Annotated in this window: 24 protein-coding genes; 12 read left to right on the forward strand and 12 right to left on the reverse strand. The window is 68.4% G+C overall.

What is annotated here, in order from left to right; all coding sequences use genetic code 11:
- Positions 1-22 precede the first annotated feature (22 nt).
- The 6 genes from ACWESM_RS06205 (at position 23) to ACWESM_RS06230 (ending at position 4,117) form a co-directional block, all read left to right on the forward strand.
- Positions 23-823, forward strand: a complete 801-nt coding sequence (locus tag ACWESM_RS06205; protein WP_355076984.1) for an LmeA family phospholipid-binding protein — start codon at positions 23-25, stop codon at positions 821-823.
- On the forward strand, positions 820-1,263 hold the full coding sequence (locus tag ACWESM_RS06210) for a thioredoxin family protein (protein WP_355076982.1): 444 nt from the start codon (positions 820-822) through the stop codon (positions 1,261-1,263). The genes ACWESM_RS06205 and ACWESM_RS06210 overlap by 4 nt, the downstream gene beginning before the upstream one ends.
- A 288-nt stretch (positions 1,264-1,551) precedes the next feature.
- Positions 1,552-2,046, forward strand: coding sequence for a DUF4395 domain-containing protein (locus ACWESM_RS06215; protein ID WP_364425042.1), 495 nt, complete (start codon positions 1,552-1,554; stop codon positions 2,044-2,046).
- Between the two features lie 29 nt (positions 2,047-2,075).
- Positions 2,076-2,909, forward strand: a complete 834-nt coding sequence (locus ACWESM_RS06220; protein WP_355076979.1) for a sulfurtransferase — start codon at positions 2,076-2,078, stop codon at positions 2,907-2,909.
- A gap of 5 nt (positions 2,910-2,914) precedes the next feature.
- Entirely contained in the window at positions 2,915-3,220 is a 306-nt protein-coding gene (locus ACWESM_RS06225; protein ID WP_063023277.1) for a DUF1416 domain-containing protein, read from the forward strand.
- Positions 3,221-3,409: 189 nt separating this feature from the next.
- Complete coding sequence (locus ACWESM_RS06230) at positions 3,410-4,117, forward strand: FABP family protein (protein WP_355076977.1); 708 nt, start codon at positions 3,410-3,412, stop codon at positions 4,115-4,117.
- A gap of 476 nt (positions 4,118-4,593) precedes the next feature.
- On the opposite strand, the gene cydC is transcribed toward ACWESM_RS06230, so the two are convergent.
- The 5 genes from cydC to ACWESM_RS06255 all read right to left on the reverse strand — a co-directional run bounded on the left by cydC (position 4,594) and on the right by ACWESM_RS06255 (position 12,038).
- A complete protein-coding gene (gene cydC / locus ACWESM_RS06235; protein ID WP_452491128.1) occupies positions 4,594-6,303 on the reverse strand; it encodes a thiol reductant ABC exporter subunit CydC in 1,710 nt (569 codons plus the stop codon).
- Between the two features lie 71 nt (positions 6,304-6,374).
- A complete protein-coding gene (locus ACWESM_RS06240; RefSeq protein ID WP_397275098.1) occupies positions 6,375-8,462 on the reverse strand; it encodes an ABC transporter ATP-binding protein/permease in 2,088 nt (695 codons plus the stop codon).
- 4 nt (positions 8,463-8,466) lie between these two features.
- The gene (gene cydB, locus ACWESM_RS06245; RefSeq protein ID WP_452491055.1) at positions 8,467-9,498 is read right to left on the reverse strand and encodes a cytochrome d ubiquinol oxidase subunit II; all 1,032 of its coding nucleotides are present in this window, start codon (positions 9,496-9,498) and stop codon (positions 8,467-8,469) included.
- Positions 9,499-9,507: 9 nt separating this feature from the next.
- Entirely contained in the window at positions 9,508-10,998 is a 1,491-nt protein-coding gene (locus ACWESM_RS06250) for a cytochrome ubiquinol oxidase subunit I (protein WP_356963667.1), read from the reverse strand.
- Positions 10,999-11,174: 176 nt separating this feature from the next.
- Positions 11,175-12,038, reverse strand: a complete 864-nt coding sequence (locus ACWESM_RS06255; RefSeq protein ID WP_364425218.1) for an aminodeoxychorismate lyase — start codon at positions 12,036-12,038, stop codon at positions 11,175-11,177.
- On the opposite strand from ACWESM_RS06255, the gene ACWESM_RS06260 reads away from it, so the two are divergent.
- The 5 genes from ACWESM_RS06260 to ACWESM_RS06280 all read left to right on the forward strand — a co-directional run bounded on the left by ACWESM_RS06260 (position 11,943) and on the right by ACWESM_RS06280 (position 15,546).
- On the forward strand, positions 11,943-12,188 hold the full coding sequence (locus tag ACWESM_RS06260; RefSeq protein ID WP_355077071.1) for a hypothetical protein: 246 nt from the start codon (positions 11,943-11,945) through the stop codon (positions 12,186-12,188). The genes ACWESM_RS06255 and ACWESM_RS06260 overlap by 96 nt on opposite strands.
- A gap of 116 nt (positions 12,189-12,304) precedes the next feature.
- Entirely contained in the window at positions 12,305-13,390 is a 1,086-nt protein-coding gene (gene ygfZ / locus ACWESM_RS06265) for a CAF17-like 4Fe-4S cluster assembly/insertion protein YgfZ (RefSeq protein ID WP_452491129.1), read from the forward strand.
- A gap of 101 nt (positions 13,391-13,491) precedes the next feature.
- Entirely contained in the window at positions 13,492-14,208 is a 717-nt protein-coding gene (locus ACWESM_RS06270) for an MOSC domain-containing protein (protein WP_355076969.1), read from the forward strand.
- Positions 14,205-15,158 (forward strand): asparaginase, encoded by a 954-nt coding sequence (locus ACWESM_RS06275; protein ID WP_355076967.1) that lies wholly within the window; start codon positions 14,205-14,207, stop codon positions 15,156-15,158. Before ACWESM_RS06270 ends, ACWESM_RS06275 begins: the two co-directional genes overlap by 4 nt.
- A gap of 175 nt (positions 15,159-15,333) precedes the next feature.
- Positions 15,334-15,546, forward strand: a complete 213-nt coding sequence (locus ACWESM_RS06280) for a DUF3073 domain-containing protein (protein WP_039794982.1) — start codon at positions 15,334-15,336, stop codon at positions 15,544-15,546.
- A 149-nt stretch (positions 15,547-15,695) separates the two neighbouring features.
- Here the strand turns inward: ACWESM_RS06280 and purM are convergent, their stop codons facing one another.
- The 7 genes from purM to purF form a co-directional block, all read right to left on the reverse strand.
- Positions 15,696-16,772: a phosphoribosylformylglycinamidine cyclo-ligase gene (gene purM / locus ACWESM_RS06285; protein ID WP_355076965.1), complete on the reverse strand. Its 1,077-nt coding sequence runs from the start codon at positions 16,770-16,772 to the stop codon at positions 15,696-15,698.
- Between the two features lie 130 nt (positions 16,773-16,902).
- Positions 16,903-18,591: an ABC transporter ATP-binding protein gene (locus ACWESM_RS06290; RefSeq protein WP_452491056.1), complete on the reverse strand. Its 1,689-nt coding sequence runs from the start codon at positions 18,589-18,591 to the stop codon at positions 16,903-16,905.
- Positions 18,584-19,582: an ABC transporter permease gene (locus ACWESM_RS06295; protein WP_452491057.1), complete on the reverse strand. Its 999-nt coding sequence runs from the start codon at positions 19,580-19,582 to the stop codon at positions 18,584-18,586. Before ACWESM_RS06295 ends, ACWESM_RS06290 begins: the two co-directional genes overlap by 8 nt.
- The gene (locus ACWESM_RS06300) at positions 19,582-20,592 is read right to left on the reverse strand and encodes an ABC transporter permease (protein WP_356963892.1); all 1,011 of its coding nucleotides are present in this window, start codon (positions 20,590-20,592) and stop codon (positions 19,582-19,584) included. The genes ACWESM_RS06295 and ACWESM_RS06300 overlap by 1 nt, the downstream gene beginning before the upstream one ends.
- 125 nt (positions 20,593-20,717) lie before the next feature.
- Complete coding sequence (locus ACWESM_RS06305; RefSeq protein WP_452491058.1) at positions 20,718-22,331, reverse strand: ABC transporter substrate-binding protein; 1,614 nt, start codon at positions 22,329-22,331, stop codon at positions 20,718-20,720.
- Positions 22,332-22,682: 351 nt separating this feature from the next.
- Positions 22,683-23,069 carry a hypothetical protein gene (locus ACWESM_RS06310; protein ID WP_355076962.1) on the reverse strand — a complete coding sequence of 129 codons (387 nt, stop codon included), beginning with the start codon at positions 23,067-23,069 and terminating at the stop codon, positions 22,683-22,685.
- 63 nt (positions 23,070-23,132) lie between these two features.
- Positions 23,133-24,722 (reverse strand): amidophosphoribosyltransferase, encoded by a 1,590-nt coding sequence (gene purF, locus ACWESM_RS06315; RefSeq protein ID WP_355076960.1) that lies wholly within the window; start codon positions 24,720-24,722, stop codon positions 23,133-23,135.
- A 205-nt stretch (positions 24,723-24,927) separates the two neighbouring features.
- Here purF and ACWESM_RS06320 point away from each other — a divergent pair, with 205 nt between their 5' ends.
- On the forward strand, positions 24,928-26,196 hold the full coding sequence (locus ACWESM_RS06320; protein ID WP_355077058.1) for a YhgE/Pip domain-containing protein: 1,269 nt from the start codon (positions 24,928-24,930) through the stop codon (positions 26,194-26,196).
- Positions 26,197-26,201: the final 5 nt, after the last annotated feature.

Genomic DNA, 26,201 nt, shown 5'->3' on the forward strand with positions numbered 1-26,201 from the left:
AGACCCGGAGAGACGGGGGAGCATGCGCAAGCTGATCATCGGCCTGCTGTGTCTGGCTGGGTTCGCCGTCGTCGTCGACTTCAGTACCGCGGCCTATTCGGAGTATCGCGTGTCCCGAGCGCTGCGCGACGGCGCCGATCTCACCGCCGATCCCGAAGTGACGATCCACGGTTTCCCCTTCCTCGGCCAGGCCTGGGACAGCCGCTACGACCACGTGGAGATCCGGGCCCGCGCGAAGCGACTGGACATCCCGGGGGAGATCGCGCTCGAGGCGACGCTGACCGGGGTGCGGCTGCCGGTCGGCGAACTCGTCGACGGCAGCCTGCGCGGCGTCCCGGTGGAGCGCGTGGACAGCCGGTTGCGAGTGGAGCCGACCGAACTCGGCAGGCTGTTCGCCATTCCCGATCTGCAGGTGCACTCGCGGCCTGCCGACAAGTCCGACGGGACCGGCGGATCGGGCGGTTCCGGCATGACCACCACGGGCGCACTGGTGCTCACCGGAACCATGCCGGAGACGCCCGGCGCGCAGTACGGCGGTGAAAAAGTCAGCGTGCAGGCCGATCTGCTCCTCGACGGCGATCAGGTGAAAATCGTGGCGACCGGGTTCTACCGCGGCCCGCCCGGCACCGAGACCATGCCTGTGGCGGTGATCACCGAGGCCGATCGCCCGGCGGTCCTCGCCCGCTTCACCCGTACCATCGACACCAAGGAGTTGCCGTTCGGTGTCCGGCCTACCAAGGTCTCCGCTCAGGGCGGTCAGATCGTCGTGGAGGGCAAGGGCGTGAACGTCACGATCGACCTCGACCGATTGCAGCGACCATGATCCAAGTCACCATCCTCGCAGTAGTACTGCTCACCGCGCTGGCGGTGGGCGTCCTGCTGCGCCGGCGCGACGGCAAGATCCGCGCGGCCGACGGCATCGACCTGTCCCACACCGCCCGCGCGGAACTGCTGGCGTCCGTCGGCGTGACCGGCGCCGGTCCCGCGGTACTGCATTTCTCCGCCGAGTGGTGCGGACCGTGCTCCGCTGTTCGCCGGGTGGTTGCCAACGTCACAGGCCAGCTCGCGGGCTCACCGCAGCCGCCGCAGGACATCGAGGTGGACATCGACGCCGAGCCTGCGCTCGCCCGGGAGCTGAACGTGCTCTCGCTGCCCACCACGTTCGTCTTCGACATCGCGGGCAGGGAACGGTTCCGCATCTCCGGCGTGCCCAAGGCCACGGATCTGCACTCCGCGCTCGAGCCGCTGACCGCGGCGGCCTGAGCTGCGACGACAAGCCCCCTGGACGGAAGTGATCCACCCCGGGTCCATATTCTCCCGCCGAATTGGGTAAACTGCTGACGTGCTTACCAACCACGAGCTGATGCTCACCCGACGCCGCACAGTGGATCTGTGTCGGCTCGGTGGTTGTTGCTGCCTGTGCCGCTGAGCGGTCGGCTTTTCCGGATTTCCTGACGCCGACCCCTGTCCGCCGCGCGAGCGATCTCACGATCCCCCGGCGAATTGGCAAATTTTCAGTCATCGGACTTATTCAGCGCAGGAGTACGCACAATGTCCACCGAGATCCGTAATACTTCCGAAGCGATCCCCGTTTCTTCCGACCGGGTCGACGTGCGCGGACCACGATTCGCCGCATGGGTGACCACCGGCGTCCTCGTCGTGGTGCTGCTCGCCGCCGCGTTCTCGCCGGTCGCCGCGGGGGTGTTGATCGCCCTGCAAGCAGTCGTCTTCGCGGTCGGCGCCGCCCTCGGCCCGCGCCGCCACCCCTACGGCCGGATCTACGCGGCCGTCGTCGCGCCGCGTCTCGCGCCGACCACCGAGACCGAGCCGACGGCCCCGCTGCGGTTCGCGCAGTTGCTCGGTTTCGTGTTCGCGGCCGTCAGCCTGCTGGGCTTCGCGCTCGGCTCCACGATCGTCGGCGCGGTGTTCGCCGGCTTCGCCTTGTTCGCGGCGTTCCTGAACGCGGCGTTCGGGCTCTGCCTGGGTTGCCGGATCTATCCGCTGGTAGCCCGCCTCCGCCGGACCCCGTCACCGGCATCGAACTGACCCTGCACGTCATCTCTGAAAGGAAAACAATGGCTCGCTCCGATGTCCTGGTCTCCGTTGACTGGGCCGAAGAGAACCTCAACGCCCCCGGCGTCGTGTTCGTCGAGGTCGACGAGGACACCTCCGCCTACGACGGTGGTCACATCGAGGGTGCCGTCCGGCTCGACTGGAAGAAGGACCTGCAGGATCAGGTTCGTCGCGACTTCGTGAACCAGGAGCAGTTCTCCGACCTGCTCTCGGCGCGCGGCATCTCGAACGACGACGAGGTCATCCTGTACGGCGGCAACAACAACTGGTTCGCCGCGTACGCCTACTGGTACTTCAAGCTGTACGGCCACAACAACGTCAAGCTGCTCGACGGCGGTCGCAAGAAGTGGGAACTCGACGGCCGTCCGCTGTCGACCGAGCCGGTGAACCGGCCCGCCACCCAGTACAAGGCGTCGGCGCCCGACCTGAACATCCGCGCCTTCCGTGACGAGGTCATCGCGGCCATCGGCACCAAGAACCTGGTCGACGTGCGTTCGCCCGACGAGTTCAGCGGCAAGATCCTGGCGCCCGCCCACCTCCCGCAGGAGCAGAGCCAGCGTCCCGGCCACATCCCCGGCGCCATCAACGTGCCGTGGAGCAAGGCCGCGAACGAGGACGGCACCTTCAAGTCCGACGCCGAGCTGACCGAGATCTACCAGGAAGCCGGCCTGGACGGCGAGAAGGAGACCATCGCGTACTGCCGGATCGGCGAGCGTTCCTCGCACACCTGGTTCGTGCTGCAGGAACTGCTGGGCCACCAGAACGTCAAGAACTACGACGGCAGCTGGACCGAGTACGGCTCGCTCGTCGGCGCTCCGATCGAGTTGGGAGAGTAATCCATATGTGTGCAGCACCTACCCAGGGCCAGGCAATCCCGGCCGGTGTCGACGTGGAGAAGGAGACGGTCATCACCGGCCGTGTCCTGAGCACCGACGGCCAGCCGGTGGGCGGGGCGTTCGTGCGCCTGCTCGACGGCAACGGTGATTTCACCGCCGAGGTCGTCGCGTCGGGCACCGGTGACTTCCGGTTCTTCGCGGCTCCCGGCTCGTGGACCGTCCGCGCGCTGTCCTCGGCGGGCAACGGCTCCGCCGAGGTGCGCCCCGAAGGCGCGGGCATCCACGCGGTGGACGTCGCGGTCGCCAAGTAAGACCTCGCAGTCGTCGAACGGCCCCGGTCGCTTTCCGCTCCGCGGAAGCACCGGGGCCGTTTGCGCGCCGCGAAAGCGAGGTCGTTAGACTCGAAACGTGGTCCTCTTCTTCGAGATTCTGCTGGTGGCCGTGGCCGTCCTGATCGGCTGGTTCGGCCTCTACGTCTTCTACCGGCTGTTCACCGAATCATGAGCGAACTCGCGAGCGAAGGTTCCAATCCGGCCGAGCGAGCGAGTGAACAACTGAACGGCAACGCTCCGGCTGATTCCGCCGGTCGCCGCAGCGGCGACCAGGCCGTAGCCGAGGCTGCCGAACGGGCGAAATCGACCGGTGCCCGCAACATCCCGGTCCTACCGGATCTTCCGCTGCCCGAGGACACAGCCAACTTGCGCCTCGGCCCGGACCTCAGCGCCTCGATGCTCGCGCTGCTCCCGCTGGTGGGCGTGTGGCGCGGCGAGGGGGAGGGCAACGATCCCGAGCGCGGGGACTACCACTTCGGCCAGCAGATCGTCGTCTCACACGACGGCGGCGACTATCTCGCCTGGGAATCCCGGTCCTGGGTCATCGAGGCCGACGGCGCCTACGGCGGCCCCGACTTGCGCGAGAGCGGCTTCTGGCGAGTCGGCATCGACGGCAACGACGAGGTCATCGAACTGCTGCTGTCACACAGCGGCGGCATCGTGGAGCTGTTCTACGGGCAAGCGCTGTCCCAGTCGTCCTGGGAACTGGCCACCGACGTGGTGATCCGCAGCCAGTCCGGCATCGTCGTGGGCGGCGCCAAACGCCTCTACGGCATCGTCGAGGGCGGCGACCTGGCCTACGTCGAAGAACGCGTGGTAGCCGACGGCCCCCTCCAACCCCGCCTCTCGGCCCGCCTCCAGCGCTACATCGGCTGAGAATTTCTCCTCGCCCAGCACGGCACCCCGCCGCGCTCGGCGCTGCCCAACGCAATCGCAGGCTAGCCGCAGCGGAACGCAGTACGTGGTCTGCTGCAACCCCTGACCGACTCCACCCCAACGCAACACCTGATCTCGCGAGCACATGGGTAACTGACCGGGAACGCCCAAAACCCACCCACATCCCCAACGCAGGCCCTGTGACCAACCCACACCCCACCCCACTGGTACGGCCTGAATACCCGGAGAGGCGGAACAGAACAGCCCCCGAGCCATACCGGTGCGATTGTGGTCGCACGGGTCCGGTCGGACGGACCGGGGCTCGGGGGCCGGGTGACTGCCTGGAATTCGCTAGCGCTCGCGCGGGCGAAATCCACCTGCAGCGGTGGCGCTAGCGGACAGCCACCTCACGTGTCCTATGAATAATCATTCTTCGAACCACCTCCTTCCTGTGTACGAACGAATCTAGCGATGCGTCAGTAGCTCGGCAACGGATTTTCTCGGTGGGCTGAATCGGCGCTGCCACATGGCGTTCCGTGCCCCGCGAAGTCCGTCGTGACCTGCCCTGATGCGGATACTCGCAGCACCGCGTCGGCCCGATGGTCTTCCGGGAGCTGATGCGTGACGACGACCACGATCCGATCCGGTTCCACGAGACCGTTGTCGGCGTCCAACAGGTCGCGCAGCAGCTTCGCCCCGGCTTCGGCTTCCAAGTGCTCGGTCGGTTCGTCGAGCAGCAATACCCGCGCCGGTGACACCAGGGCGCGCGCGAGCAGGATCCGGCGACGCTGGCCACCCGACACGGCGGCCGCTCCCCCGACGAGATCGGTGTGCACACCCTGCGGAAGCCCGTCCAGCCAGTTCCCGAGACCGACCGTTCGCAAAGCTTCTTCGGCTTCTTCCGCGGTCAGATCACCGCGGGCGACCCGCAGATTCTCCAGCACGGAGGTGCCGAACAGGTGCGCGTCTTCGGCGAAGAAGGTGACGCCGGGGCGCGGCGTGTCGAACAACCCGGCCCACTTCATGAGCAGAGTCGTCTTGCCCGCGCCGCTGGGGCCGACCACCGCGATCCGCCGTCCGCAGGGCAGTTCCGGCACATGGGCGTCGATGGGAAGAGTCCGAGCGACGTTCGCCGCGTCCTTTGCATGTGGAGGGCGGGTGGTCTGCCGCGCCGACGGGCCGACCGACGCACTCGGGGGCGAATCGGGGTCGAGTCCATCCAGGCGATGCAGGGCCGCGCGGGCCGTGGTCAGCGTCTGCGCCGCCGTGGGCAGCGGGCCGACCGCTTCGAAGGCCGACAAGGGCAAGAGGACCAGGACGACGAGCGCCATGGGCGTCATCGCGCCTGGCGAGCCGCCGTCCGGGCCGTAGAGGGTGATGCCGATCAGCAGCGCGCCGAGGACAGCCGCGCCGATGGACAGGGGCGTGGCAGCGGCCGACCAGGCGCTGCGCGCGGCCGCCCCATCTTCCGCGGCGACCGCACGGCGCGACGCTTGCCCGGCCGCGGCGAGGGCGGCATCCAGGCGACCGGCTACGCGTAGTTCCGCGGCGTGGTCGAGCACGGTGAGGGCCTGAGCGGTGAACTCCGCCCGGTCGGCCCGCACGGCGCGTTCCGCCTCGGACGCCGCCTTGGCCGACAACCACGGTGCGACGATGCCCGACAGGACCAGCGCACCCGCCAGGATCGCGGCGGCGGCGGGCGAGATCGTGGCCAGCAGAGCGACGGCGGCGAGTGAGAGCGCGAGGGCGACCGCGACCGGCACGAACGCGCGGACCACCACGGCACCCAAGTCGTCGATGTCGCTGCCGATCCGGACCAGGAGATCTCCGCGGCGCAGCGGCTTGCCCGACCGATCGCCGCCACTCGGCGACACCTCGGGTCGGCGCAGCCAGAAATCCGAACGAGCCAGCGTCCGGTAGACCGTGGTTCGCGCTGTTGTCATAGCGCGCAGTGCGACGTCGTGCGTGGCGAGACGTTCCAGGTACCGGCACAAGCCACGGGAGATGCCGAGCGCGCGCACCGCCACCACGGCGATGCTCAGATCGAGCACCGGCGGCATCTGCCAGGCACGCGCGATCAGCCAGGCCGCCAACGCGGCGAGCCCGAGCCCGCTGCCGAGCGCCAGCACGCCCCATCCGATCGCCACCGCGACCCGCCAACGGGACAATTCGAGCAGCGCCCACATTCGGCGCAGATCACCGGGCACCGTGGAACCGGTGGCACGCGGAACGGCCCGCGTCGCGCGTCCGCCGGTGTTCATCCCGGCACCTCCTCTCGCGAGGTGCGCAGGTCCGCGCGCACCTGCACGACATGGTCGGCGGCGGCCAGCACGGTCGGGCGGTGGCCGACGACGACGACCGTCGCGCCCATACGGGCCCTGGCTTGGAGTGCGGCCAGCACGGTGGCTTCGGCGGCGGCGTCGAGGTGCGCGGTCGGCTCGTCCAGCAGCAGGATCGGGCGATCGGTGGCCAGCACCCTGGTCAGCGCGAGGCGCTGGCGTTGACCGAGCGACAGGCCGACGCCGCCGGGGCCGACCACCGTGTTCCAGCGCTCGGGCAGTTCATCGAGCACGGCATCGAAACCAGTTGCCAGACAAGCGGCTTCGAGATCATCGAGGACGCGCGCCGGGCCGTGTGCGGCGTGGTCCACCGTCCGCGCGCCGAGCAATTCGAGGTTGTCGCGCAATGTGCCGGGAACCAGCACCGGCCGCTGCGGCAGCCAAGCCACACGCGCCCACCATTGGTCCTGGTCCAGTTCGCGGACGTCCACCCCGTCGACGGTCACGGCACCTCGGTCGGGTGTGATCAGGCCCAGAATCGCCTGTACCGCGGTAGATTTACCGCTTCCGTTGGGACCGGCGAGCACCGTGAGGGCACCGGGCCGCAAGATCGCCGACAGGCCCGCGGGAGCGAACCCGTCCCGCGCCCGGACCGACAGGTCGCGGAGTTCGACCGTGCCGGGCCACTCGGAGCTGCCGCGGCGAGCCGTCACCCCGGCTTCCTCCGGCAAGGCACAGCGGCCGCATGCACCGGCGCGCGTCGACTCGTCCCGCACCGCATCGACGCGCGCCACCCCCTGCACGCCCCGGCTGGACAGCGACTCGACCGGCTCGTGGTCAGGCGCCGTGGCCGCGCCGGAGTCCTGGGGACTGCCGCGGCGAGCCGTCACCACGGCCTTCTCCGGCTCGGTGCGTCGACAGTCGCATGTACCCGCGTGGGCCGACTCGTCCGGTGCGCCCACACCGGCGTGCGCCGCCGCGCGCCGCGCGCCGTGGCCGGGTAGCCGCTCGGTCGGCTCGGCGGGCGTGGACTCGAGGATCGCGAACGCTCGGTCCGCGGCCGCCATACCGTCCTGGGCGGCGTGGAAACGTTCGCCCACCATGCGCAGCGGCAGATACACCTCCGGGGCGAGCACCAGCACCACCAAGCCCGCGTAAAGACTCATCTCACCGAAGACCAGTCGCAGCCCGATGGAGACCGCGATCAGTGCCACGCTCAGCGTGGCGAGCAACTCCAGCACCATGGAAGACAGAAAGGCGATGCGGAGCGCGCCCATGGTGCGCCGGCGCAGCGCGTCGCCGAGATCGCGAACACGGTGCCGCATGGTGTGCGCGTGTGCGGTCGAACCGCCCGTCCCGGTGTCGTTCCGCTGTCCCCGCGCAGTGGGCTCGGGCTGCGCGTCGCCGGTCTCGCGGCCGAGCGCACGCAATGTCGGCATGCCCGCGAACAGATCGAGCATTTGGTCCGACAGCCGGGTGGTGGCCGCGAGCGTGGCTTCCGCCCGGCCCTGGGTCAGCAGCCCGATGAGGATCATGAAGATCGGGATGAGCGGCAAGGTGATCACCACGATCACACCGGAAGTCACATCGTGGGCCGCGATGACCGCGAGCACGATCGGTGGAACCAGCACCGCCAGCAGCAGAGCGGGCAGGTAGCCGACAAGATATCCGCGCAGCCCGGACAGGCCCGTGCCGACGACCACGGCCAATTCCGTTCGACGCGCGTCGAGTTCGCGAGGCGACAGCCGTGCGCCCGCACCGAGCACCGCGCCTTCCAGCTCCGCCACCACGCTCGCGCCCGCTCGGTGCGCCAGCCGGGACTGCGCCCACGTGGCGAGCACCCGGGCCGCGATCGCGACCGCGAGCACGACGAGTTCGACCGTCCACGCGCCGAGCGTGCGCGCACTCGGATCGGTGACCACCCCGGCGAGCACCCGCCCGATCAGCACCGCCGCGACCACGATCGCGCCGGTGACGACGAGCGACAGCGCCACGCTCAGCGCGAGGTAGCTGCGTGCCGAGCGGGCATAACGCCACAGGCGCGGATCGATCGGCGGGCGGGCCATGGCGTCAATCCTGCGCGACCCGCAGGGGCAGGCCGACCGGGGGCGGGATCTGCTCGACGGTGATGCGCTTGCGGAACACCCAGTACGTCCAGCCCTGGTACACCAGCACGACCGGCGTGACCAGCGCGGCGGCCCAGCTCATCACCTTCAGCGTGTACGGCGTGGAGGACGCGTTGTAAACCGTCAGGTCGAACGCCGCATCGATCGTCGAGGGAAGCACCGCGGGGAACAGCGAACCGAACAGCAGCGCGGTCGCCGCCGCGACGGTCACCGTGGTGCCGGTGAACGCCCACCCGTCGCGCTGCGCGAGATCGGCCGCCGCCGCCACGACCAGACCGAGCACGGCCAGCCCCAATGGGATCCAGGTCCAGCCGTTCCCGTAGGCCAGCTGCGTCCACAATCCGAATCCGCCGACGACGACCACGGTCGGGACGAGCAGCAGCCGAGCGGTGCGTCGTGCGTCGTCGCGGACCTCGCCCGCGGTCTTGAGCACCAGGAACATCGCTCCGTGCAGCGCGAACAGCAGTCCGGTCGCCAGCCCGCCGAGCAGGGCGTAGGGGCCGAACAAGTCGGCGACCGAGCCCGCGAACTGCTTCTTCTCGTTCAGCGGGACACCGTGCACCACATTGGCGAACACCCAGCCCCACGCCAGCGCCGGAACCCAGGAGCCGATGCCGATGCCGATGTCGCAGCGGGCCCGCCAGCCCGGATCATCGATCTTGCCGCGGTACTCGATGGCGCAGATCCGCAGGATCAGCGCGACGAGCACCAGCAGCAACGCCAGGTAGAAGCCGGAGAACAGGCTCGCGTACCACTCCGGGAACGCCGCGAACATCGCGGCGCCCGCGGTGATCAACCAGACTTCGTTGGCGTCCCACACCGGCCCGATCGTGTTGAGCACCGCGCGCCTGCGCCGGTCGGACCCCTTGCCGAGGATCGGCATGAGCATGCCGACGCCGAAATCGAAGCCCTCCAGCACGAAGTAGCCGGTGAACAGCACACCGATCAGGACGAACCAGAACTCTTGCAGACTCATCGCCGGCTCCTAGTAGGCGAACGAAAGTTGTTCGACGGCGGGCTCTTCGGGGCGACGTTCGCCCGAAGTCGTATCCGTGTCGTGCGGCTCGGCGGCGGGCGCCGCCGGATCCGGTCCGTGGATCACGTACCGGCGCATCAGGAAGAACCACACGAACGCGAGCGCGCCGTACAGCAGCGTGAAGGTGATCAGCGAGAACAGCACGACGCCTGGCGCGTGATCGGAGACGCCCTGCTGAACGGTGAGGCGCAGATTCGGGTCGCCGGTTGGGTTGGGCGCGACCACCCAGGGCTGCCGCCCCATCTCGGTGAACACCCACCCGGCGCTGTTGGCCAAAAACGGGGTGGGGATGGCCAGCAGGCTCAGCCAGGCGAACCAGCGCTGGTCCGGCACTCGTCCGCGGCGGGTCAGCCAGAGCCCGGCCAGCGCGAGCAGCACCGAACCCGCCGACAGCCCGATCATGGCACGGAACGACCAGTAGGTGACGAACAGGTTGGGCCGGTAGTCACCGACACCGAACTTCTCGTTGTAGGTCTTCTGCAGGTCGACGACGCCGTCCAGCGTCACACCGGTGAATTCCCCCTTCGCCAGCCAGGGCAGCACATAGGGCACTTCGAGCACGTGCGTCACGCTGTCGCAGTTGTTGTGCGTGCCGACGGTCAGCACGGAGAAATCGGGGTCGAGGGCGGTGTGGCACAGCGATTCCGCCGAGGCCATCTTCATCGGCTGCTGCTCGAACATCAGCTTGCCCTGCACGTCGCCGGTGTAGACCAGAGCGGCCATCGCCGCGATCACCACGACGATGCCCGCTCGCGCGGCGGGCCGCCACATCTCGCGCGCGTCAGCCGACTTCGCCTCGTCGCCACTGCGCGCGTTGCGCACCATCCACCAGCCGGCGATGCCGACGACGAAGGTGCCCGCCGTGAGGAAGGATCCGGCCACCACGTGCGGGAAAGCCGCCAGCAAGGTGTTGTTGGTGAGCACCTTCACGATGCTCTCCAGCTCCGCGCGACCGGTTTCCGGGTTGTAGCGGGCGCCGACCGGATGCTGCATGAACGAGTTGGCCGCGACGATGAAATACGCCGAGGCGTTCACGCCGATCGCGACCATCCAAATCGCGCCGAGGTGCAGCAGTTTCGGCAACCGGGTCCAGCCGAAGATCCACAGTCCGAGGAAGGTCGACTCCATGAAGAAGGCGATCAGCCCTTCCAGCGCGAGCGGGGCGCCGAACACGTCACCGACGAAGCGGGAGTACTCGCTCCAGTTCATGCCGAACTGGAACTCCTGCACGATGCCGGTCGCGACGCCGAGCGCGAAGTTGATCAGGAACAGCTTGCCGAAGAACTTCGTCAGCCGCAGCCAGTGCTGCTTGCCGGTGACGACCCATGCCGTCTGCATGGCAGCGACCAGCGGCGCGAGACCGATGGTCAGCGGCACCAGCAGGAAGTGGTAAACGGTTGTGATGCCGAACTGCCATCGGGAGATGTCCAAGGCGTTCAAGCCGGCCTCCTGCGTGTCTACGACATGTCGTAGTAAAGCCTACGCCGGAGCAGACCTCGAAAAATGAGTCCTAGGCCACGCCACCAGGGCTGATACTGCCTGTTCGGCCTGTTTTCCGTGTTCATCACCGCCCCGTGCCCGCCCGAGTAGGACGGAGATCACGGAGCGGCGCACACTCACCAGTCGCCGATGGCTCCCGCCCGCTCGATACCGCGATCGACCAGCCCGATGATCTCTTCGGCGTTGTCCGGCGCGGACATCCGCAGCCCGTCCAGCGAATTCACCCGCGCCGCAAGCGAAATGCTCGACAGCATCCAGATGCTGTCGCAGGTGAGCAGGTCGGCGGTGAACAGCGAGTCGTAGCGGCATTGCCAGCCGGCCTTCTCGGCTTCGGCGAACAGCGCGCGCTGAGTGACGCCGGGCAGCACACCGTTCTTCGCGGGCGGCGTGATCAGCTGCTTGTCGCGGGCGATCACCACGGTGGATCGCGGCCCCTCCAGCACCCGGTTCTCCGTGCTGGTGAAGATCACGTCCTCCGCGCCCATCCGCGCGGCGAACCGCAGGGCGGCCATATTGGTGGCATAGGACAGCGTCTTGGCACCGAGCAGTTGCCATGGCGCCGCTTGCGCGAGGTCGACCGAGATGCCCCGCGACAGGCTCACCACGGCGACGCCCTCGGCGCGGGCCTTCTCGACGCGCTCGGGCACCGGCACCACGAGCACGAAAGCGGTCGGCACGGGCACGGCGGCGGCGAGGTCACCGGTCTTGACCTTGTCGGGCGTTGCGGCCAACTCGGAGTCGCGCCCGCGGGTGAGCACCAGCCGCATCACGCCTTCGCGCTCGCTGCCCCACTCCTTGGCGGCGGTCTCCACCGCCTCGCGCCATTTGCCCAGTTCCGGCTCGGGCAGATCGAGCGCCTGGGCGGAGCGGCGCAATCTGCCTAGATGAAATTCGATCGCACACGCGACGCCCGCGCGCACGAGCACCGTTTCGAAGACACCATCGCCACGCAATACGCCAATATCGTCCGCAAACAACAACGGCGCATCCGCATCCCGGACCGCGCCATCGAGAGTTACCAGAACTCGATCCACCATGCGACGAGCGTAGGCGGTGTGAGCGGACAATGCCTATGTCACGGCCGCTTTTGCCAGACCTTTTGTGCAGCCGCCCCACGCGGCCCGCTGTAATGCTCGGACAATGCCGATCGGCTATGCCGTTCTCCGACGCCCTGGCCCGGTTCGCGCACCGCCGGGCGGGCCCGCCTAGAGTGGGAGAGGTGTCCGTGGTCGTTGCGCCCAGCCCCATGCTCAGTGTGTCGGGAGCCGTCGCGGGAGCGGCGGGTTCGCCCGACGCCGCCGTCGCGTGGCATTACGGCGATCCGTTCGGCGAGCAGCGCGCCGCGGTGCAGCGCGCCGCGATCGTCGACCGGTCACACCGATTCGTGCTGCGCATCACCGGCGCGGAGCGGCTCTCCTGGTTGCACACCATCTCCAGTCAGCATGTCGCCACCCTCGGCGACGGGCAGTCCGCCGAGAACCTCGACCTGGATTTGAACGGCCGGGTGCAGCATCACTTCGTGCTCACCGAACTGGACGGCGCCGTCTGGATCGATACCGAAGCCGAGCGCGGACCCGACCTGCTCGCGTTCCTGCAGAAGATGGTCTTCTGGGCCGATGCCAAACCCGAAGCCGCCGACTACGCGGTACTCAGCCTGCTCGGCCCCGGAGTGGCAGACCTGGCCGAAACACTCGGCATCACCGCCCTTCCCGGCGTGTACGAGGCGACGCCGCTGCCCGGCGGCGGATTCTTGCGCCGGATGCCGTGGCCGACGGCCGACTCCTTCGACTTGGTCGTCCCGCGCGATCAGCTGACCGGCCTGTGGGACCGGCTCACCGCGGCAGGCGCCGTTCCCGCCGGAATGTGGGCGTTCGAGGCATTGCGCGTCGCGGCCGTCCGGCCGCGGATCGGATCGGACACCGACGAGCGGACCATCCCGCACGAGGCCCGCTGGATCGGCGGCGTCGCCGAACACGGAGCCGTCCACCTGGACAAGGGCTGCTACCGCGGCCAGGAGACGGTGGCCAGGGTGCACAACCTCGGCAAGCCGCCGCGGCACCTGTTGCTGCTGCACCTGGACGGCTCGGCGGACGAGCGCCCGGTCATCGGCGACGACGTCACCGCCGGCGGCCGCGCGGTCGGCAGGCTCGGCACGGTCGTCGACCACTTCGAACTCGGCCCGATCGCCCTCGCGCTGGTCAAGCGCGCGGTTCCGGCCGACACCGCGCTGGTCGCCGGCCCGGTCGCGGCGTCCATCGATCCCGATTCGATGCCCTCCGACGACGAACCGCAAGCGGGCCGGCTCGCGGTCGACCGGCTGCGTGGGCGCTGACCTGTTGACCGGCCACCGGCAAGCGGGACGTTTTCCTCAGCCGACATCCGCACTCTTGCTCAGCGCCGAGCTCCCCATTCGTGACGAGAGGAGCGCCGTTCATGCGCGTCGGTGATTCGGGAGAGGTGCTCGCGGCGTGCGTCGTGCACGCCGATATCGAGGTACCGGGAAGGGTCGGTCGCAGCGCCATCGACAAGCGCCCGGCGGCGGGACGAGTCGCGGTACGCGCCCTCGGCTTGGACGGCGACCACGTCTGCAACACCAAGCATCACGGCGGCGTGCACCAGGCCGTCTACGCCTACGCCGACGAGGACGCCCGCCGCTGGGGCACGGAGCTCGGCCGGGAACTGCCCGCGGGCTGGTTCGGCGAAAACCTGCGCGTGCGTGGCCTTCCGGTCAGCGACTCGGTGATCGGCGCGCGCTGGACGGTCGGTGACACCGTGCTGGAGGTGAGCGCTCCGCGCGTGCCGTGCGCCACGTTCCAGCACTGGAGCGGCGAGCAGCAGTGGGTCAAACGGTTCACCCTGCGCAGCGATACCGGCGCCTATTTGCGGGTGCTCACCGAGGGCACGATCGCGGCGGGCGACCGGATCTCGGTGGTACACGTCCCCGAGCACGGCATCACGGTCCGCGATCTGTTCACCGGCGCCGATCCGGATCTGCTGGCGATCCTGCTCGCCGACGAGCCGACCATCTCCGACGACGTGCGCATGCAAGTGGAACGGCACGCGCGCAGGCATGGCAACGCCGTGCGCGCCACCGCGCACCGGCACGCGACGACGAGCACCGACGACATCGGCACGGGAGCGAAATCGTGAGTGTGGAACTGGTCGAAGTGGTCCGCTCGGGCTTCCGTGAATGCGTGCACCGCGGCTCGGTGGTGGTGCTCGACGCCGCGGGCGAGCCCACCCTCGAACTCGGCGAAGTGCACCTGCCGATCTTCCCGCGCTCGACGAACAAGCCGATGCAGGCGATCACCCTGCTGCGCAACGGTTTCCAGCCGGTCGATGACGCCGAACTGGCGATCGCCACCGCCTCGCACTACGGCGAACCCGACCATGTCGCGCTGGTGCGCAGGCTGCTGGACCGGTTCGGCCTGCCCGAATCCGCCCTGGCCTGCCCGGCCGATCTGCCGTACGACGAGGGCGCCCGCACCGCGCTGCTGTCCGGCGGAGGACAACCACGCCCCATCTACATGAACTGCTCGGGCAAACACGCGGCGATGCTCGCGACCTGCGCGATCAACGGCTGGCCGACCGAAGGCTACCAGGACCGGGCGCATCCGCTGCAGCGCGCGGTGATCGCGACCGTGGCCGACCTGACCGGCGAGCCGGAAGCCGATCTGGGCATCGACGGCTGCGGATTGCCGATCATCCCGGTCTCACTCGTCAACCTCGCGCGGGTGTTCTCGACCATCGCGACGGCCGAGCCGGGGAGCCCGGAACGCCGGGTCGCCGACGCGGTGCGCGCGCATCCGCGAGTGATTTCCGGCACGAACGCGCCCGATCTGCTGACCATGCTGGCCACTCCCGGGCTGGTGTGCAAGATCGGCGCGGATGGTGTGCACGCGGGCGCGCTGCCGGACGGATCGGCTTTCGCGTACAAGATCGAAGACGGCCACGATCGCGCGCGAATGCCGCTGACGCTGGCGATTCTGCACCGAATGGGAATCGAGTGGACCGATGCGCACGCGGAGCTGGCGGCCCCCGCGGTGCTGGGCGGGGGTATCCGAGTCGGTGTGATTCGTGCTATACCCGGGGTCGTCTAGCTATTCCACGGCAGGGCGACAAGCGGGCAAACGGCACTGGTTCCGGAGTTCTTCACCCACTCCTGGAAGCGAGACCGCCGGACACACGCTAAAGTGTCTGTCAGGAAGAGTATTAATTCGAACGGGGCCGCCACCAAACCCCAGGCCGCCCCGCTGTGACGCGAGGGGGTCAGCCATGGGCCGTGGCCGGGCTAAGGCAAAGCAGACCAAGGTCGCACGCGAGCTGAAGTACAGCTCGCCCACGACCGACTTCGCGAGCCTTCAGCGCGAGCTTTCGGGAAGCCCCAACTCCCAGCGGAGTGGTGGTGTGCTGTCCGATGAGCACGACGCGGACGACTCCTTGTCCCGCTGGGACGAGGACGACGACTACGACGACTGGCGCCGCTGACTCGGATTTACGTCTGAAGGGGGAGGCCGACGGGCCTCCCCCTTCGATCGTTGTCGCGGGTTGACGTCTCTGGCGCCGAAAAGGCTTGCAACACACCGGAGTCCCGCATCGTACATAGATGCGGGACTCTCACGTGTCTTCACCGCGAATCAGAACCGCGGATGCTCACCGACCAGCACGGCGCGCGCGGCGTCGGCGTCCTTGGCCTTCTTGACCGTGCCCAGCGTCCAGCACTCGATGTGCCGTGCGGTCAGCACCGCCAGCGCCCGGTCCACATCCTCGGGAGCGACGACGGCGACCATGCCGACGCCCATGTTGAACGTCTTCTCCATCTCGGGCCGCTCGACCCGGCCGCGCTGGGCGATCATCTTGAACACCGGCGCCGGGTTCCAGGTGCCTCGATCCAGCTCGGCCACAATGCCCGCGGGCAGCACCCGGGCGAGATTGGCCGCCAAGCCACCGCCGGTGACGTGGGCGAACGTGCGCACATCGGTTTCGGCGATCAGCGCGAGGCAGTCCTTGGCGTAGATCCTGGTCGGCTCGAGCAGTTCCTCGCCCAGGGTGCGGCCGAACTCCTCGACGTGGCCGGTGAGCGACATGCGATCGATCTCGAGCAGCACCTTGCGGGCCAGACTGTAGCCGTTGGAGTGCAGTCCGGAGGACCCCATGGCGATCACCACGTCGCCGGGACGGACCCGGTCGGGTCCGAGCACCGCGTCGGCTTCGACCACGCCGATGCCGGTGGCGGACAGGTCGTAGTCGTCCGGATCCATCAGCCCGGGATGCTCGGCGGTCTCGCCGCCGAGCAGCGCGCACCCGGCGCGCACACAGCCCTCGGCGATGCCGGAGACGAGTTCGGCGACCTTCTCCGGGACGACCTTGCCGATGGCGATGTAGTCCTGGAGGAACAGCGGCTCCGCGCCGCAGACCACGAGATCGTCCACCACCATGGCCACCAGGTCGAGGCCGACGGTGTCGTGTTTGTCCATCGCCTGCGCCACCGCGATCTTGGTGCCGACGCCGTCGGTGGAGGCCGCCAGCAACGGTTCCCGGTAGCCGCCCTTCAGCGCGAACAGCCCGGCGAAGCCGCCGAGGCCGCCTTGGACCTCGGGCCGGGTCGCCTTCTTCGCCAATGGCCCGAACAACTCGACTGCGCGATCACCTGCCTCGATGTCCACGCCTGCCGCGGCGTACGAAGCACCACCACTGGGGGTCTGTTCAGTCATTTTCGGGGAAAGCTCCAAACCGAATCGGCGGATAGATGCCTGCTCACGCTACCGGAGCCGGATAACGACCCCGCACCGGTGTTGGCTCGCCCTCTTGACAATAGGGCAGAGCCAACCGTAAAGCGGACGATCAGTCCGTCTCGTCGCCATCGAACCCCGCGGCCTGTGCCCGGCGGTGGCGTTGCCGCACCGGATCCGGTACCGGCACCGCGGCGACCAAGCGGCGGGTGTACTCCTCCCGTGAGGCGCGCAGGATGCGATTCCGATCGCCCGCTTCCACCACCGCACCGTCGCGCAGCACCACGATCCGGTCGGCGAGCTGGTCGACCACGGCCAAGTCGTGGCTGATGAACAGGCAGGCCCAGCCGCACTCGCGCTGTAGCTGACCGAACAGCTCCAGCACCGCGGCCTGCACCGAGACGTCCAGCGCGCTGGTCGGCTCGTCGGCGACCAGCAGGTCCGGGTCGAGCACCAGCGCGCGGGCGAGGCTGGCACGCTGACGCTGCCCGCCGGACAACTCGTGCGGGTACCGGCGTTCGACGCCCGCGGGCAACCGCACGTCGTCGAGTAGCAGGCGCACCCTGGCGCGAATCTCCGCCGAGCTGCCCGCCTTGTGCACGAGCAGCGGTTCGGACACGCACTCGCCCACGGTGAGCCGGGGATTCAGCGAACTGGCCGGGTCCTGGAAGACGAATCCGAAGCGCCGCCGAATCGGTCGCAGCTCGCGCTGTGACAACCCCACGATGTCGCGCCCGCGCACTCGCACCGTTCCGGAGGTGGGCCGTTGCAGTGCCGCGACGCAGCGGCCGATGGTCGACTTGCCCGAGCCGGACTCACCGACCAGGCCGAGCGTCTCGCCGGGACCGATGCGCAGACTCACGCCGTCGACAGCGCGGAAACGCGGCCTGCCGAACGGGCCGGGAAATTCGACCACCAGATCACGGACCTCGAGTACCGGATCGCCCTCGGTCTCGGCACTGTCGGGCGGGCCGTGCTCGATCTGCTCGGTACCCAGGTACGGGACCGCGGCAAGCAGGGCGCGGGTGTAGTCCGCCGTGGGACGCGCGAACAGTTCATCCACCGGCGCCTGCTCGACCACCGCTCCGTCGCGCATCACCACCACGCGGTCGGCGATGTCGGCGACCACGCCCATGTTGTGGGTGATCAGCACGATCGCGCTGCCGATCCGGTCGCGCAGGCCCCGCAGCAGGGCGAGGATCTCGGCCTGCACCGTGACGTCCAGCGCCGTGGTCGGCTCGTCGGCGATGATCACCTTCGGCTCGCAGGCGATGGCGATGGCGATCACCACGCGTTGTTTCTGCCCGCCGGAGAGCTGATGCGGGTAGTAGTCCACCCGGTGCTCCGGATCGGGCAACCCGACCAGGCGCAGGAGTTCCACCGCCCGCGCCTTGGCCGCCTTCTTGGTCAGGTCGGTGTGGGCGCGCAGCGCCTCGCCGATCTGGAAGCCGACGGTGAACAGCGGGTCCAGGGCCAGGCCTGGTTCCTGGAACACCATCGAGATCGCGCCGCCGCGCAATGCGGTGAGCTGCCTCTCGTTCATCGTGGTGACCTGCTCGGTCCCCAGGGTGACCAGGCCGCGCACCGTGGCCGTCTCCGGCAGCAAGCCCATCGCGGTGCGTGAGCTCACGGACTTGCCCGAACCGGACTCCCCCACGATGGCCAGCACTTCGCCGGGGTAGACCTCGTAGGAGACGTCGGTGACCGCGTGCACCGGCCCCGCGTCGGTGGCGAAGGTGACCGACAACGATTCGATGGACAGGGCGGGGCGGCCCCGCTCCGTCGCGGAGGACTCAGGCATCGGTCGCGTCCTTTCCGCCGCCGTCCGGTCCGGCCACCGCCGCGGCGCGGCGGGTGCGCAGGACGGGGTTCAGCACTTCGTTGAGGCTTTCCCCTACCAAGGTCATGCCGAGCACGACGAGCACGATGGCGACACCGGGAAAGATGCCCGTCCACCAGATGCCGTTGGACACGTCCGGCAGCGCTTTGTTCAGATCGAAACCCCATTCCGCGGCCTGGGTCGGTTCGATGCCGAAACCGAGGAAGCCCAGGCCGGCCAGGGTGAGGATGGCTTCCGACCCGTTGAGCGTGATGATCACCGGCAGCGATTGAGTGACATTGGCCAGGATGTGCCGGAACAGGATTCGCGTGGTCGACGCGCCGGTTACCCGCGCCGCGTCGACGTACGGCTCCTGCTTCACGGCCACGGTCGCGTTGCGCACCACCCGGAAGTACTGCGGGACGAAGACCGCCGTGATGGCCACCGCCGCGGACAGCACACCGCCCAGGCTGGTCGAGCGACCGCCCGCGACCACGATGGACACCACGATCGCCAGCAACAGTGTCGGGAACGCGTACATCGCGTCCATGAACAGCACGAGCAACCGGTCCGGCCACCGGCCGACGTAGCCGGACAGCAGTCCGAGCGGTACCCCGATCAGCAGCGAGAGCAGCAGGGAGATCGTGATCACCCACAAGGCTGTCCGCGCGCCATAGATCACCCGGGAGAACACGTCTTCTCCGCGAACCGAGGTGCCGAACCAATGCTCGGCCGACGGTGCTTGCTGGCGAACGAAATCGACGCCGTCAACGGCACTCTGGGCGAATCCGTACGGTGCGATCAGCGGAGCGAAGAGCGCGGCGACCACGAAGACACCGACCAGAGCCAGGCCGAGGACCAGCGTCGCACGCTGCAAACCGGAGGTCATCGAGAACAACCGGAGGCCGGGTACACCCCGCCGCGCCGCGGGTGGCGTGACCAGGGTTTCGTTCAGCAGTTCCGGAGCCGTCATCAGAACCTCACCCTCGGATCGATCAGGGCCACCAGGACGTCGACCAGGAAGCTCATCACCGCCACGATGAGCGCGATGAACGCGACGATGCCCTGCACGGCGATGAAGTCGCGCGCCGAGAGGTATTGCGCGAATTGATAGCCGAGGCCTTTCCACTCGAACGTGGTCTCGGTGAGCACCGAGGCGCCGAGCATCATGGCGATCTGCATGCCCATCACCGTGACGATCGGGATCAGCGCGTTGCGGAAGGCATGCCGCCCGGTCACCACGCGGCGGGACAAGCCACGGGCCCGTGCCGCGTCCACGTAGTCGGCGCGGAGGGTCTGGATCAGGTTGATCCGCACCAGCCGCAAGAAGATGCCCGCGGTGAGCAAGCCGAGCGCGATGGCGGGCAGCACGGCGTGTTTCAGCACGTCGAGCAGGTATCCGGCGTCGCCGTAGAGGATCGCGTCGATCAACATGATGTTGGTCTTCGGCGAGACGTGTTGCAGCCGCAGTTCCACGTTGGTGCTCGCCCGGCCCGCCACCGGCAGCCAGCCGAGTCGCACCGCGAACACCAGCTTCAGCAGCAGGCCGACGAAGAACACCGGCGCGGCGTAGAACAAGATGGCCAGCAACCGCAACGTGGTGTCGGCGGCCGAATCCCGCCGGGTGGCGGCGTACCTGCCCAGCGGGACGCCGATCGCGAACGCGACCACGAGTGCCCAGCACACCAGTTCCAGCGAGGCGGCGCCGTAGGTGACCACCACCTCGCTGATCTCCCGGTTGTCCTGGGAGCGACCGAGATCCCCGTGCAGAAGCCCGGACAGATAGTCCCAGTACTGGGTCAGTATCGGCCGGTTCAGCCCGGCCGCCTCCTTGCGCGCCTCGATCTGTTCCTGGGTCATGCGTCCGCCCATCGCCGCGCTGATCGGGTCGCCGACCACGCGCATCAGGAAAAACACGACCGTGACCAGGATCCACGCGGTCACCGGAATCAGCAGCAGGCGGACGCCGAGGTAGCGCAGCAACGCGCCGTGGCGAGAATCGTCGCCGCCCTTGCCGGTTCGCCGCAGGGCGAAGGGCCGGGCCCGGACGGGTGTCGGCGCGATGTCCGCCGATGTGGTCGCCCCGGGCCCGGCCGGACCGCCGGAACTCACTTGCTCAGCACCGTATAGCGGAACTTGAACGATGCGTCGAGCGTCTGTTCCACACCCTGCACCCCGGTGGCGGAGACCGCGATCTGCTTGCCGGACAGCAGCGGGACGATCGGCAGGAAGTTCTGCGCGAGATCACGCTGCACCTGCTGGATCTGCGCGAGCCGCTTGTCCTTGTCGGGCTGGGTCGCCTGGGCGATCAGCTGGGCGGAGATGCCGGGGTCTTCGAAATGCGACTGCAGGAAGTTGTTCGTCCCGAAGAACGGGGAAAGGTAGTTGTCCGGGTCCGGGAAGTCCGGGAACCAGCCGAATTGGAAGAGCGGGTAGGCATCACGGGCGCGTTCTCGCTGGTAGGTCACCCATTCGGTGGATTGGAGATCGACCTTGAACAAACCCGTTGCCTCCAGTTGCGACTTGATCGCCGCGTACTCCTCGGAGCTGCTGGAGCCGTAGTGGTCGGGGTTGTACTGGAGATTCAGCTCGACCGGCGTCGCGACCCCCGCGTCGGCGAGGAACTTCGCCGCCTGGTCCTTGTTCGGCTGGGGGCCGTAGATTTCCTTGAACGGCTCGGCCGCGCCCGGCATGCCCTGCGGCACGGACGAATACGCGGGCAGGTAGGTCTTCTTGTAGACGCCGTCGGCGAGCGCGGCACGGTCCACGGTGGCCGCGACGGCCTTGCGCACGGCCAGTTTCTGCGCGGGCGTGCCACCCGGCATGGTGTTCAGATTGAACACGATGTACCGCAGTTCCCCGCCGGGGCCCTCGTGCACGGCGACCTTGCCGTCGTTGCGCAGCGACTCGATGTCGGTGGGCGTGAACGACCGATATCCGACGTCGAGCGAACCGTTCTGCAGGTCGAGCTTCATGTTGTCGGTGGTGGCGTAGTACTTGGTGGACACCGTCTCGGTCTTCGGCTTGCCGAGGATGCCGTTGTAATCGGCGAACGCCTGGTACTCGACGAGTTTGTTCTTGTCGTAACTGGCGATGACGTACGGGCCGGAGTAGCCCTTGGCCTTCACCACATCCTCGTCCGGCATCACCTTGTCCGGCGCGTATACCTTCTCGTCGACGATCGGCCCGGCCTGGGTGGGCAGGATCGCGGGGAAGGTCTGGTCGTCGGCCACCTTCAACGTGAACGCGACGGTGCGCGGGTCCACTACGTCGGTCTTCTCCAGGTTGCCGAGCAGCGAGGCGGGACCGTTCGGGTCGTTGATCCGCAGCATCCGGTCGAAGGAGAACTTCACGCTGGTCGCGGTCAGCGGGTTGCCGTTGGCGAACTTCAGGCCGTCTTTCAACGTGCAGGTATACACCGTGGGCGTGGTGAACTCGCACTTCTGGGCCGCGTCCGGCTTCGGCGTCGCGTCACCGGGTGCGAAGTTGAGCAGGTACTGATAGATCTGCGTCTCGGCGACCAGCGACCCGTTGTCGTAGGCGGCCGCGGGATCGAGCGAGAAGATCTTGTCGGTGGTGCCCGCCACCAAGCCGCCGCCGTCACCGCCCTCCCCGGTTCGCCCGGAACCGCATCCTGCCAGCACCGAACCCGCCAATGCCAGCAAGCCGAAGGCCGCGATGGTTCGCGTCCCGATCTGTCGCCCCAACCTCGAATTCCTCATCACGGCCCCACTTCTCGAGCGCCGCACGCGTTGCCCTGGATCGCAGGCCCGGTGCGGACACGGGTGAACTTCCGATCTGATCGGCACCGTACCTACGAAGCATTTTCGGCACGTTACGTTTTCGAAGAAAATCCGCGGCGCTCTCAGCAGGTGTTATGCGCGGCGACTACGACCGGCCCGAAAAACCGGTCGTACGTCCAGAATCGCCGGACGGTGCACGGCGTGATGTCTCGAGCAGGCCACATCACCGCGCGAGACAGCGAACAGCATCAGCAGCGCATCGCGTTCGCGCCAGCAGCGCGACTGGCCCGAACCTCAGCGGTGGTTCGTGATGGTCAACGACGTGCGGGGTCACGGCACACTGACTCCCAACTGCCCTATTGGCGCCACCATCGCACGTGTCCTCGGACACGACCACACCGCCACCCCGCCGCTCACGCCCGCCGCCAGCGGATGAGTGTTCGGATGTCTCGGGCACACCGGCCACACCGGTGACTCGCCCGCCGTCCACAACGCCTCTACCGCCCACTCGTGCGCCTTGTCGGCGAGATACGCCACCTGCTCCGCGTAGTCGTCGCCGACCAGCGGTCCGATCCCGGCGCCGCTACCGTCGGGCTCGTAGAACATCACCCAGTCCATGCCCTGGTGCGTCTCCTCGACCACGATGGGCTGGACAGCGCAGGTAGCGGCCAGATCCCGACGCACGGGCTCCAGCGCGGCGGCGTACTTCGCATCCATGCGCTCATTGTGCGGCACGCGGTGAGCGAGTTCGGCTACGCGGATCCCGAGCGACGTCCCGCGTCACGGACGGCTCAGCGCGCTCGCATTCGCGTTGTCGCCCAGCAGCTCGGCCTCGGTCTGACCGGTGAGCATGCCCTCGAGCACGTTTTTCCCGATCGCGGCCTCGGTGGGCAGCGGGATCGGATAGTTGCCGTCGAAGCACGCGGCGCACAGCCGCGAGCGCGGCTGTTCGGTGGCGGCGATCATGCCGTCGAGCGAGATGTAGCCGAGGGTATCGGCGCCGATCGACCGGCGCACGCCCTCGACCATGTCCGCGACGTCGCCCTCGGTGCCCGCTCCGTTGGCGATCAGTTCCGCCCGCGAGGCGAAGTCGATGCCGTAGAAACAGGGCCACTTCACCGGCGGCGAGGCGATCCGCACGTGGATCTCCAACGCGCCCGCCTCGCGCAACATCCGGATCAGCGCGCGCTGGGTGTTGCCACGCACGATCGAGTCGTCCACGACGATCAGGCGCTTGCCGCGGATGACCTCGCGCAGCGGATTGAGCTTGAGCCGGATGCCGAGCTGACGGATGGTCTGGCTGGGCTGGATGAACGTGCGGCCGACGTAGGCGTTCTTCATCAGGCCCTGGCCGTAGGGCACGCCCGACCCCTGCGCGTAACCGACGGCGGCCGGTGTGCCGGATTCGGGAACCGGAATCACCAGATCGGCGTCGACCGGGTGCTCCTTCGCCAGGCGACGGCCGATCTCCACCCGGGTGGCGTGCACCGACCGGCCCGCGATGGTGCTGTCCGGCCGCGCCAGGTACACGTATTCGAAGACGCAGCCCTTGGGCTCGGGGTTGGCGAAGCGCATCGAGCGCACGCCGTCGGCATCGATCGCCAGCAATTCGCCGGGTTCGATCTCTCGGACGAAGGCGGCCCCGACGATGTCCAGCGCGGCGGTCTCACTGGCAACGACCCAGCCACGCTCCAGCCTGCCCAGGCACAGCGGGCGCACGCCGTGCGGGTCGCGCGCGGCGTAGAGGGTGTGCTCGTCCATGAAGGTCAGGCAGAACGCGCCCTTCAGGGTGGGCAGCAGTTCCATCGCGGCCCGCTCGATGCTGGAGTCGGCGGCGGCGTGCGCGAGCAGCGCGGTGACCACGTCGGAGTCGGAGGTCGCCGCGGCGGGCTGCGGGCGCCCGCCCCGGACGGAGGCGAGCAGGCCGAGTTCCCGTGCACGGCCGGCCAATTCGGCGGTGTTGACCAGATTGCCGTTGTGCCCCAGGGCAAGTCCGGAGCCCACCGCGGTGGTGCGGAAGATGGGCTGAGCGTTCTCCCAGGTCACCCCGCCCGTTGTGGAGTAGCGACAGTGACCGACGGCGATGTGACCCGGCATGGCCGCCAGCGTCTGCTCGTCGAACACCTGGCTGACCAGTCCGAGATCCTTGAACACGAGGATCTGCGAGCCGTCCGACACCGCGATGCCCGCCGCCTCCTGGCCACGGTGCTGCAGAGCATAAAGCCCGTAATACGTGAGTTTCGCCACTTCTTCGCTCGGCGCCCAGACTCCGAAGACTCCGCACTCCTCGCGCGGCTCGTTCTCGTCGACGTCCGGGGTGGGACACGAGGCGGCGGAAATGCTCTGGACCGGCAGTTCGGCGTTGGTCACCGTTTGCTCCCTGTTCGGGCGGGCTGGGGGCAGATTTCATTCTACGGATGCCGCGGCGGTGCCCGCGCACCGCCGCCGCATCCGAGCAGCAATTCCAGGTGACCGAAGCGGGGTCGCCGCGACGCCTTCGGCTGTTACGGTGCGGACCGTGACGACTACGGACGACGCGGGCACGACGGGGCCGGTGCGCAGGCCATGGCCTCGGATGGTGCTGTTTCCCATCGCGGTGTTGAGCCTGCTCACCGCGCTGCTGGGCATCATGTACCTCGACTATGTCGTCGATCCGGAGAAGAACCTGCACGACTTCCCGATCGCCCTGGTGAACCAGGATGTCGGCGACACCATCGGCAGCGGGAGCGCCGAGCAGAAGGTCAATTTCGGCGATCAGATCACCAAGGCGCTGGCCGCCGGAGTGCCGTCGGACAAGGTCGACCTGCGCGTGCTCAGCATCAACGAGTCCGAGCGGCAGATGCAGTCCGGACAGGTCTACGGCGCGATCGTCATCCCGAGCGATTTCAGCAAGCAGCTCGGCAATCTGGGTGTGGGCAGTGTCATACCCGGTGACATCCCGCGCCCGATCATCACGGTGCAGACCAACCCGCGCGCGGGCGCGTTCGGCACGCAGATCGTGCTGCGGGTCGGCAACGAGGCGCTGACCGAGGTGAACAAGCAGGTCGGCAAGCAGTTGCTCGACCAGGTGAACGCGCAGCTGGCCCCGCGTCCTGGCGGTCCGCCCGCACCCGAACTGACCGGCGCGACCAGGGTGGCGCTTGCGTCGCCGATCGAGGTGGTGCAGCAGCAGTACCACCCGCTGCCGCACGGTAGCGGCCAGGGCCTGACCGCGTTCTTCTACGCCCTGTTGCTGCTGCTGGCCGGCGTGGTCGGCGCGATGGTCATCCACACCATGATCGATGCGCAGCTCGGTTTCGTGCCCACCGAGTACGGCCCGTGGTACGTGCACTACCCGCCCACGCCGATCTCGCGGTTCAAGACGCTGCTGATCAAGTGGGGCGTGTTCGTGCTGGCGGCGAACATCGTCGCCGGAGTGTTCCTCGTCGTGGGCGAACTGCTGGACATGCCGATCGGCAATCCGCTGGCCCTGTACCTCTACAGCGCGCTCGCCATGATCGCCGTCGGCGTGACCGGGCTGTCCATGCTGGCGGCGATCGGCTCGGCGGGCCTGCTGGTGAACCTCATCCTGTTCGTCATCCTCGGCCTGCCGTCCTCGGGCGGCACCGTGCCGATCGAGGCGACGCCGCGATATTTCGGCTGGCTCGCCTCCTTCGAACCCATGCACCAGGTGTTCCTGGGTGTGCGGTCGATCCTGTACTTCGACGCCGATTTCGAGGCGGGGCTCACGCGTGGTGTGTGGATGGCGGTCCTCGGGCTCGCGATCGGGCTGATCTTCGGCGCGTCGGTCACCCGCTTCTACGACCGCAAGGGGCTGGAGCGCCGCAACATCGTCCGGGCGTGAACTGT

Source organism: Nocardia sp. NPDC003999 (assembly GCF_053604885.1).

Bases quoted from the DNA above. Each gene is read 5' to 3' on its own strand.
- ACWESM_RS06205 (WP_355076984.1), top strand. From the start codon at position 23: ATGCGCAAGCTGATCATCGGCCTGCTGTGTCTGGCTGGGTTCGCCGTC.
- ACWESM_RS06210 (WP_355076982.1), top strand. From the start codon at position 820: ATGATCCAAGTCACCATCCTCGCAGTAGTACTGCTCACCGCGCTGGCG.
- ACWESM_RS06215 (WP_364425042.1), top strand. From the start codon at position 1,552: ATGTCCACCGAGATCCGTAATACTTCCGAAGCGATCCCCGTTTCTTCC.
- ACWESM_RS06220 (WP_355076979.1), top strand. From the start codon at position 2,076: ATGGCTCGCTCCGATGTCCTGGTCTCCGTTGACTGGGCCGAAGAGAAC.
- ACWESM_RS06225 (WP_063023277.1), top strand. From the start codon at position 2,915: ATGTGTGCAGCACCTACCCAGGGCCAGGCAATCCCGGCCGGTGTCGAC.
- ACWESM_RS06230 (WP_355076977.1), top strand. From the start codon at position 3,410: ATGAGCGAACTCGCGAGCGAAGGTTCCAATCCGGCCGAGCGAGCGAGT.
- cydC (WP_452491128.1), bottom strand. From the start codon at position 6,303: ATGTGGGCGCTGCTCGAATTGTCCCGTTGGCGGGTCGCGGTGGCGATC.
- ACWESM_RS06240 (WP_397275098.1), bottom strand. From the start codon at position 8,462: ATGGCCCGCCCGCCGATCGATCCGCGCCTGTGGCGTTATGCCCGCTCG.
- cydB (WP_452491055.1), bottom strand. From the start codon at position 9,498: ATGAGTCTGCAAGAGTTCTGGTTCGTCCTGATCGGTGTGCTGTTCACC.
- ACWESM_RS06260 (WP_355077071.1), top strand. From the start codon at position 11,943: ATGAAATTCGATCGCACACGCGACGCCCGCGCGCACGAGCACCGTTTC.
- ygfZ (WP_452491129.1), top strand. From the start codon at position 12,305: ATGCTCAGTGTGTCGGGAGCCGTCGCGGGAGCGGCGGGTTCGCCCGAC.
- ACWESM_RS06270 (WP_355076969.1), top strand. From the start codon at position 13,492: ATGCGCGTCGGTGATTCGGGAGAGGTGCTCGCGGCGTGCGTCGTGCAC.
- ACWESM_RS06280 (WP_039794982.1), top strand. From the start codon at position 15,334: ATGGGCCGTGGCCGGGCTAAGGCAAAGCAGACCAAGGTCGCACGCGAG.
- purM (WP_355076965.1), bottom strand. From the start codon at position 16,772: ATGACTGAACAGACCCCCAGTGGTGGTGCTTCGTACGCCGCGGCAGGC.
- ACWESM_RS06290 (WP_452491056.1), bottom strand. From the start codon at position 18,591: ATGCCTGAGTCCTCCGCGACGGAGCGGGGCCGCCCCGCCCTGTCCATC.
- ACWESM_RS06295 (WP_452491057.1), bottom strand. From the start codon at position 19,582: ATGACGGCTCCGGAACTGCTGAACGAAACCCTGGTCACGCCACCCGCG.
- ACWESM_RS06305 (WP_452491058.1), bottom strand. From the start codon at position 22,331: ATGAGGAATTCGAGGTTGGGGCGACAGATCGGGACGCGAACCATCGCG.
- ACWESM_RS06310 (WP_355076962.1), bottom strand. From the start codon at position 23,069: ATGGATGCGAAGTACGCCGCCGCGCTGGAGCCCGTGCGTCGGGATCTG.
- ACWESM_RS06320 (WP_355077058.1), top strand. From the start codon at position 24,928: ATGGTGCTGTTTCCCATCGCGGTGTTGAGCCTGCTCACCGCGCTGCTG.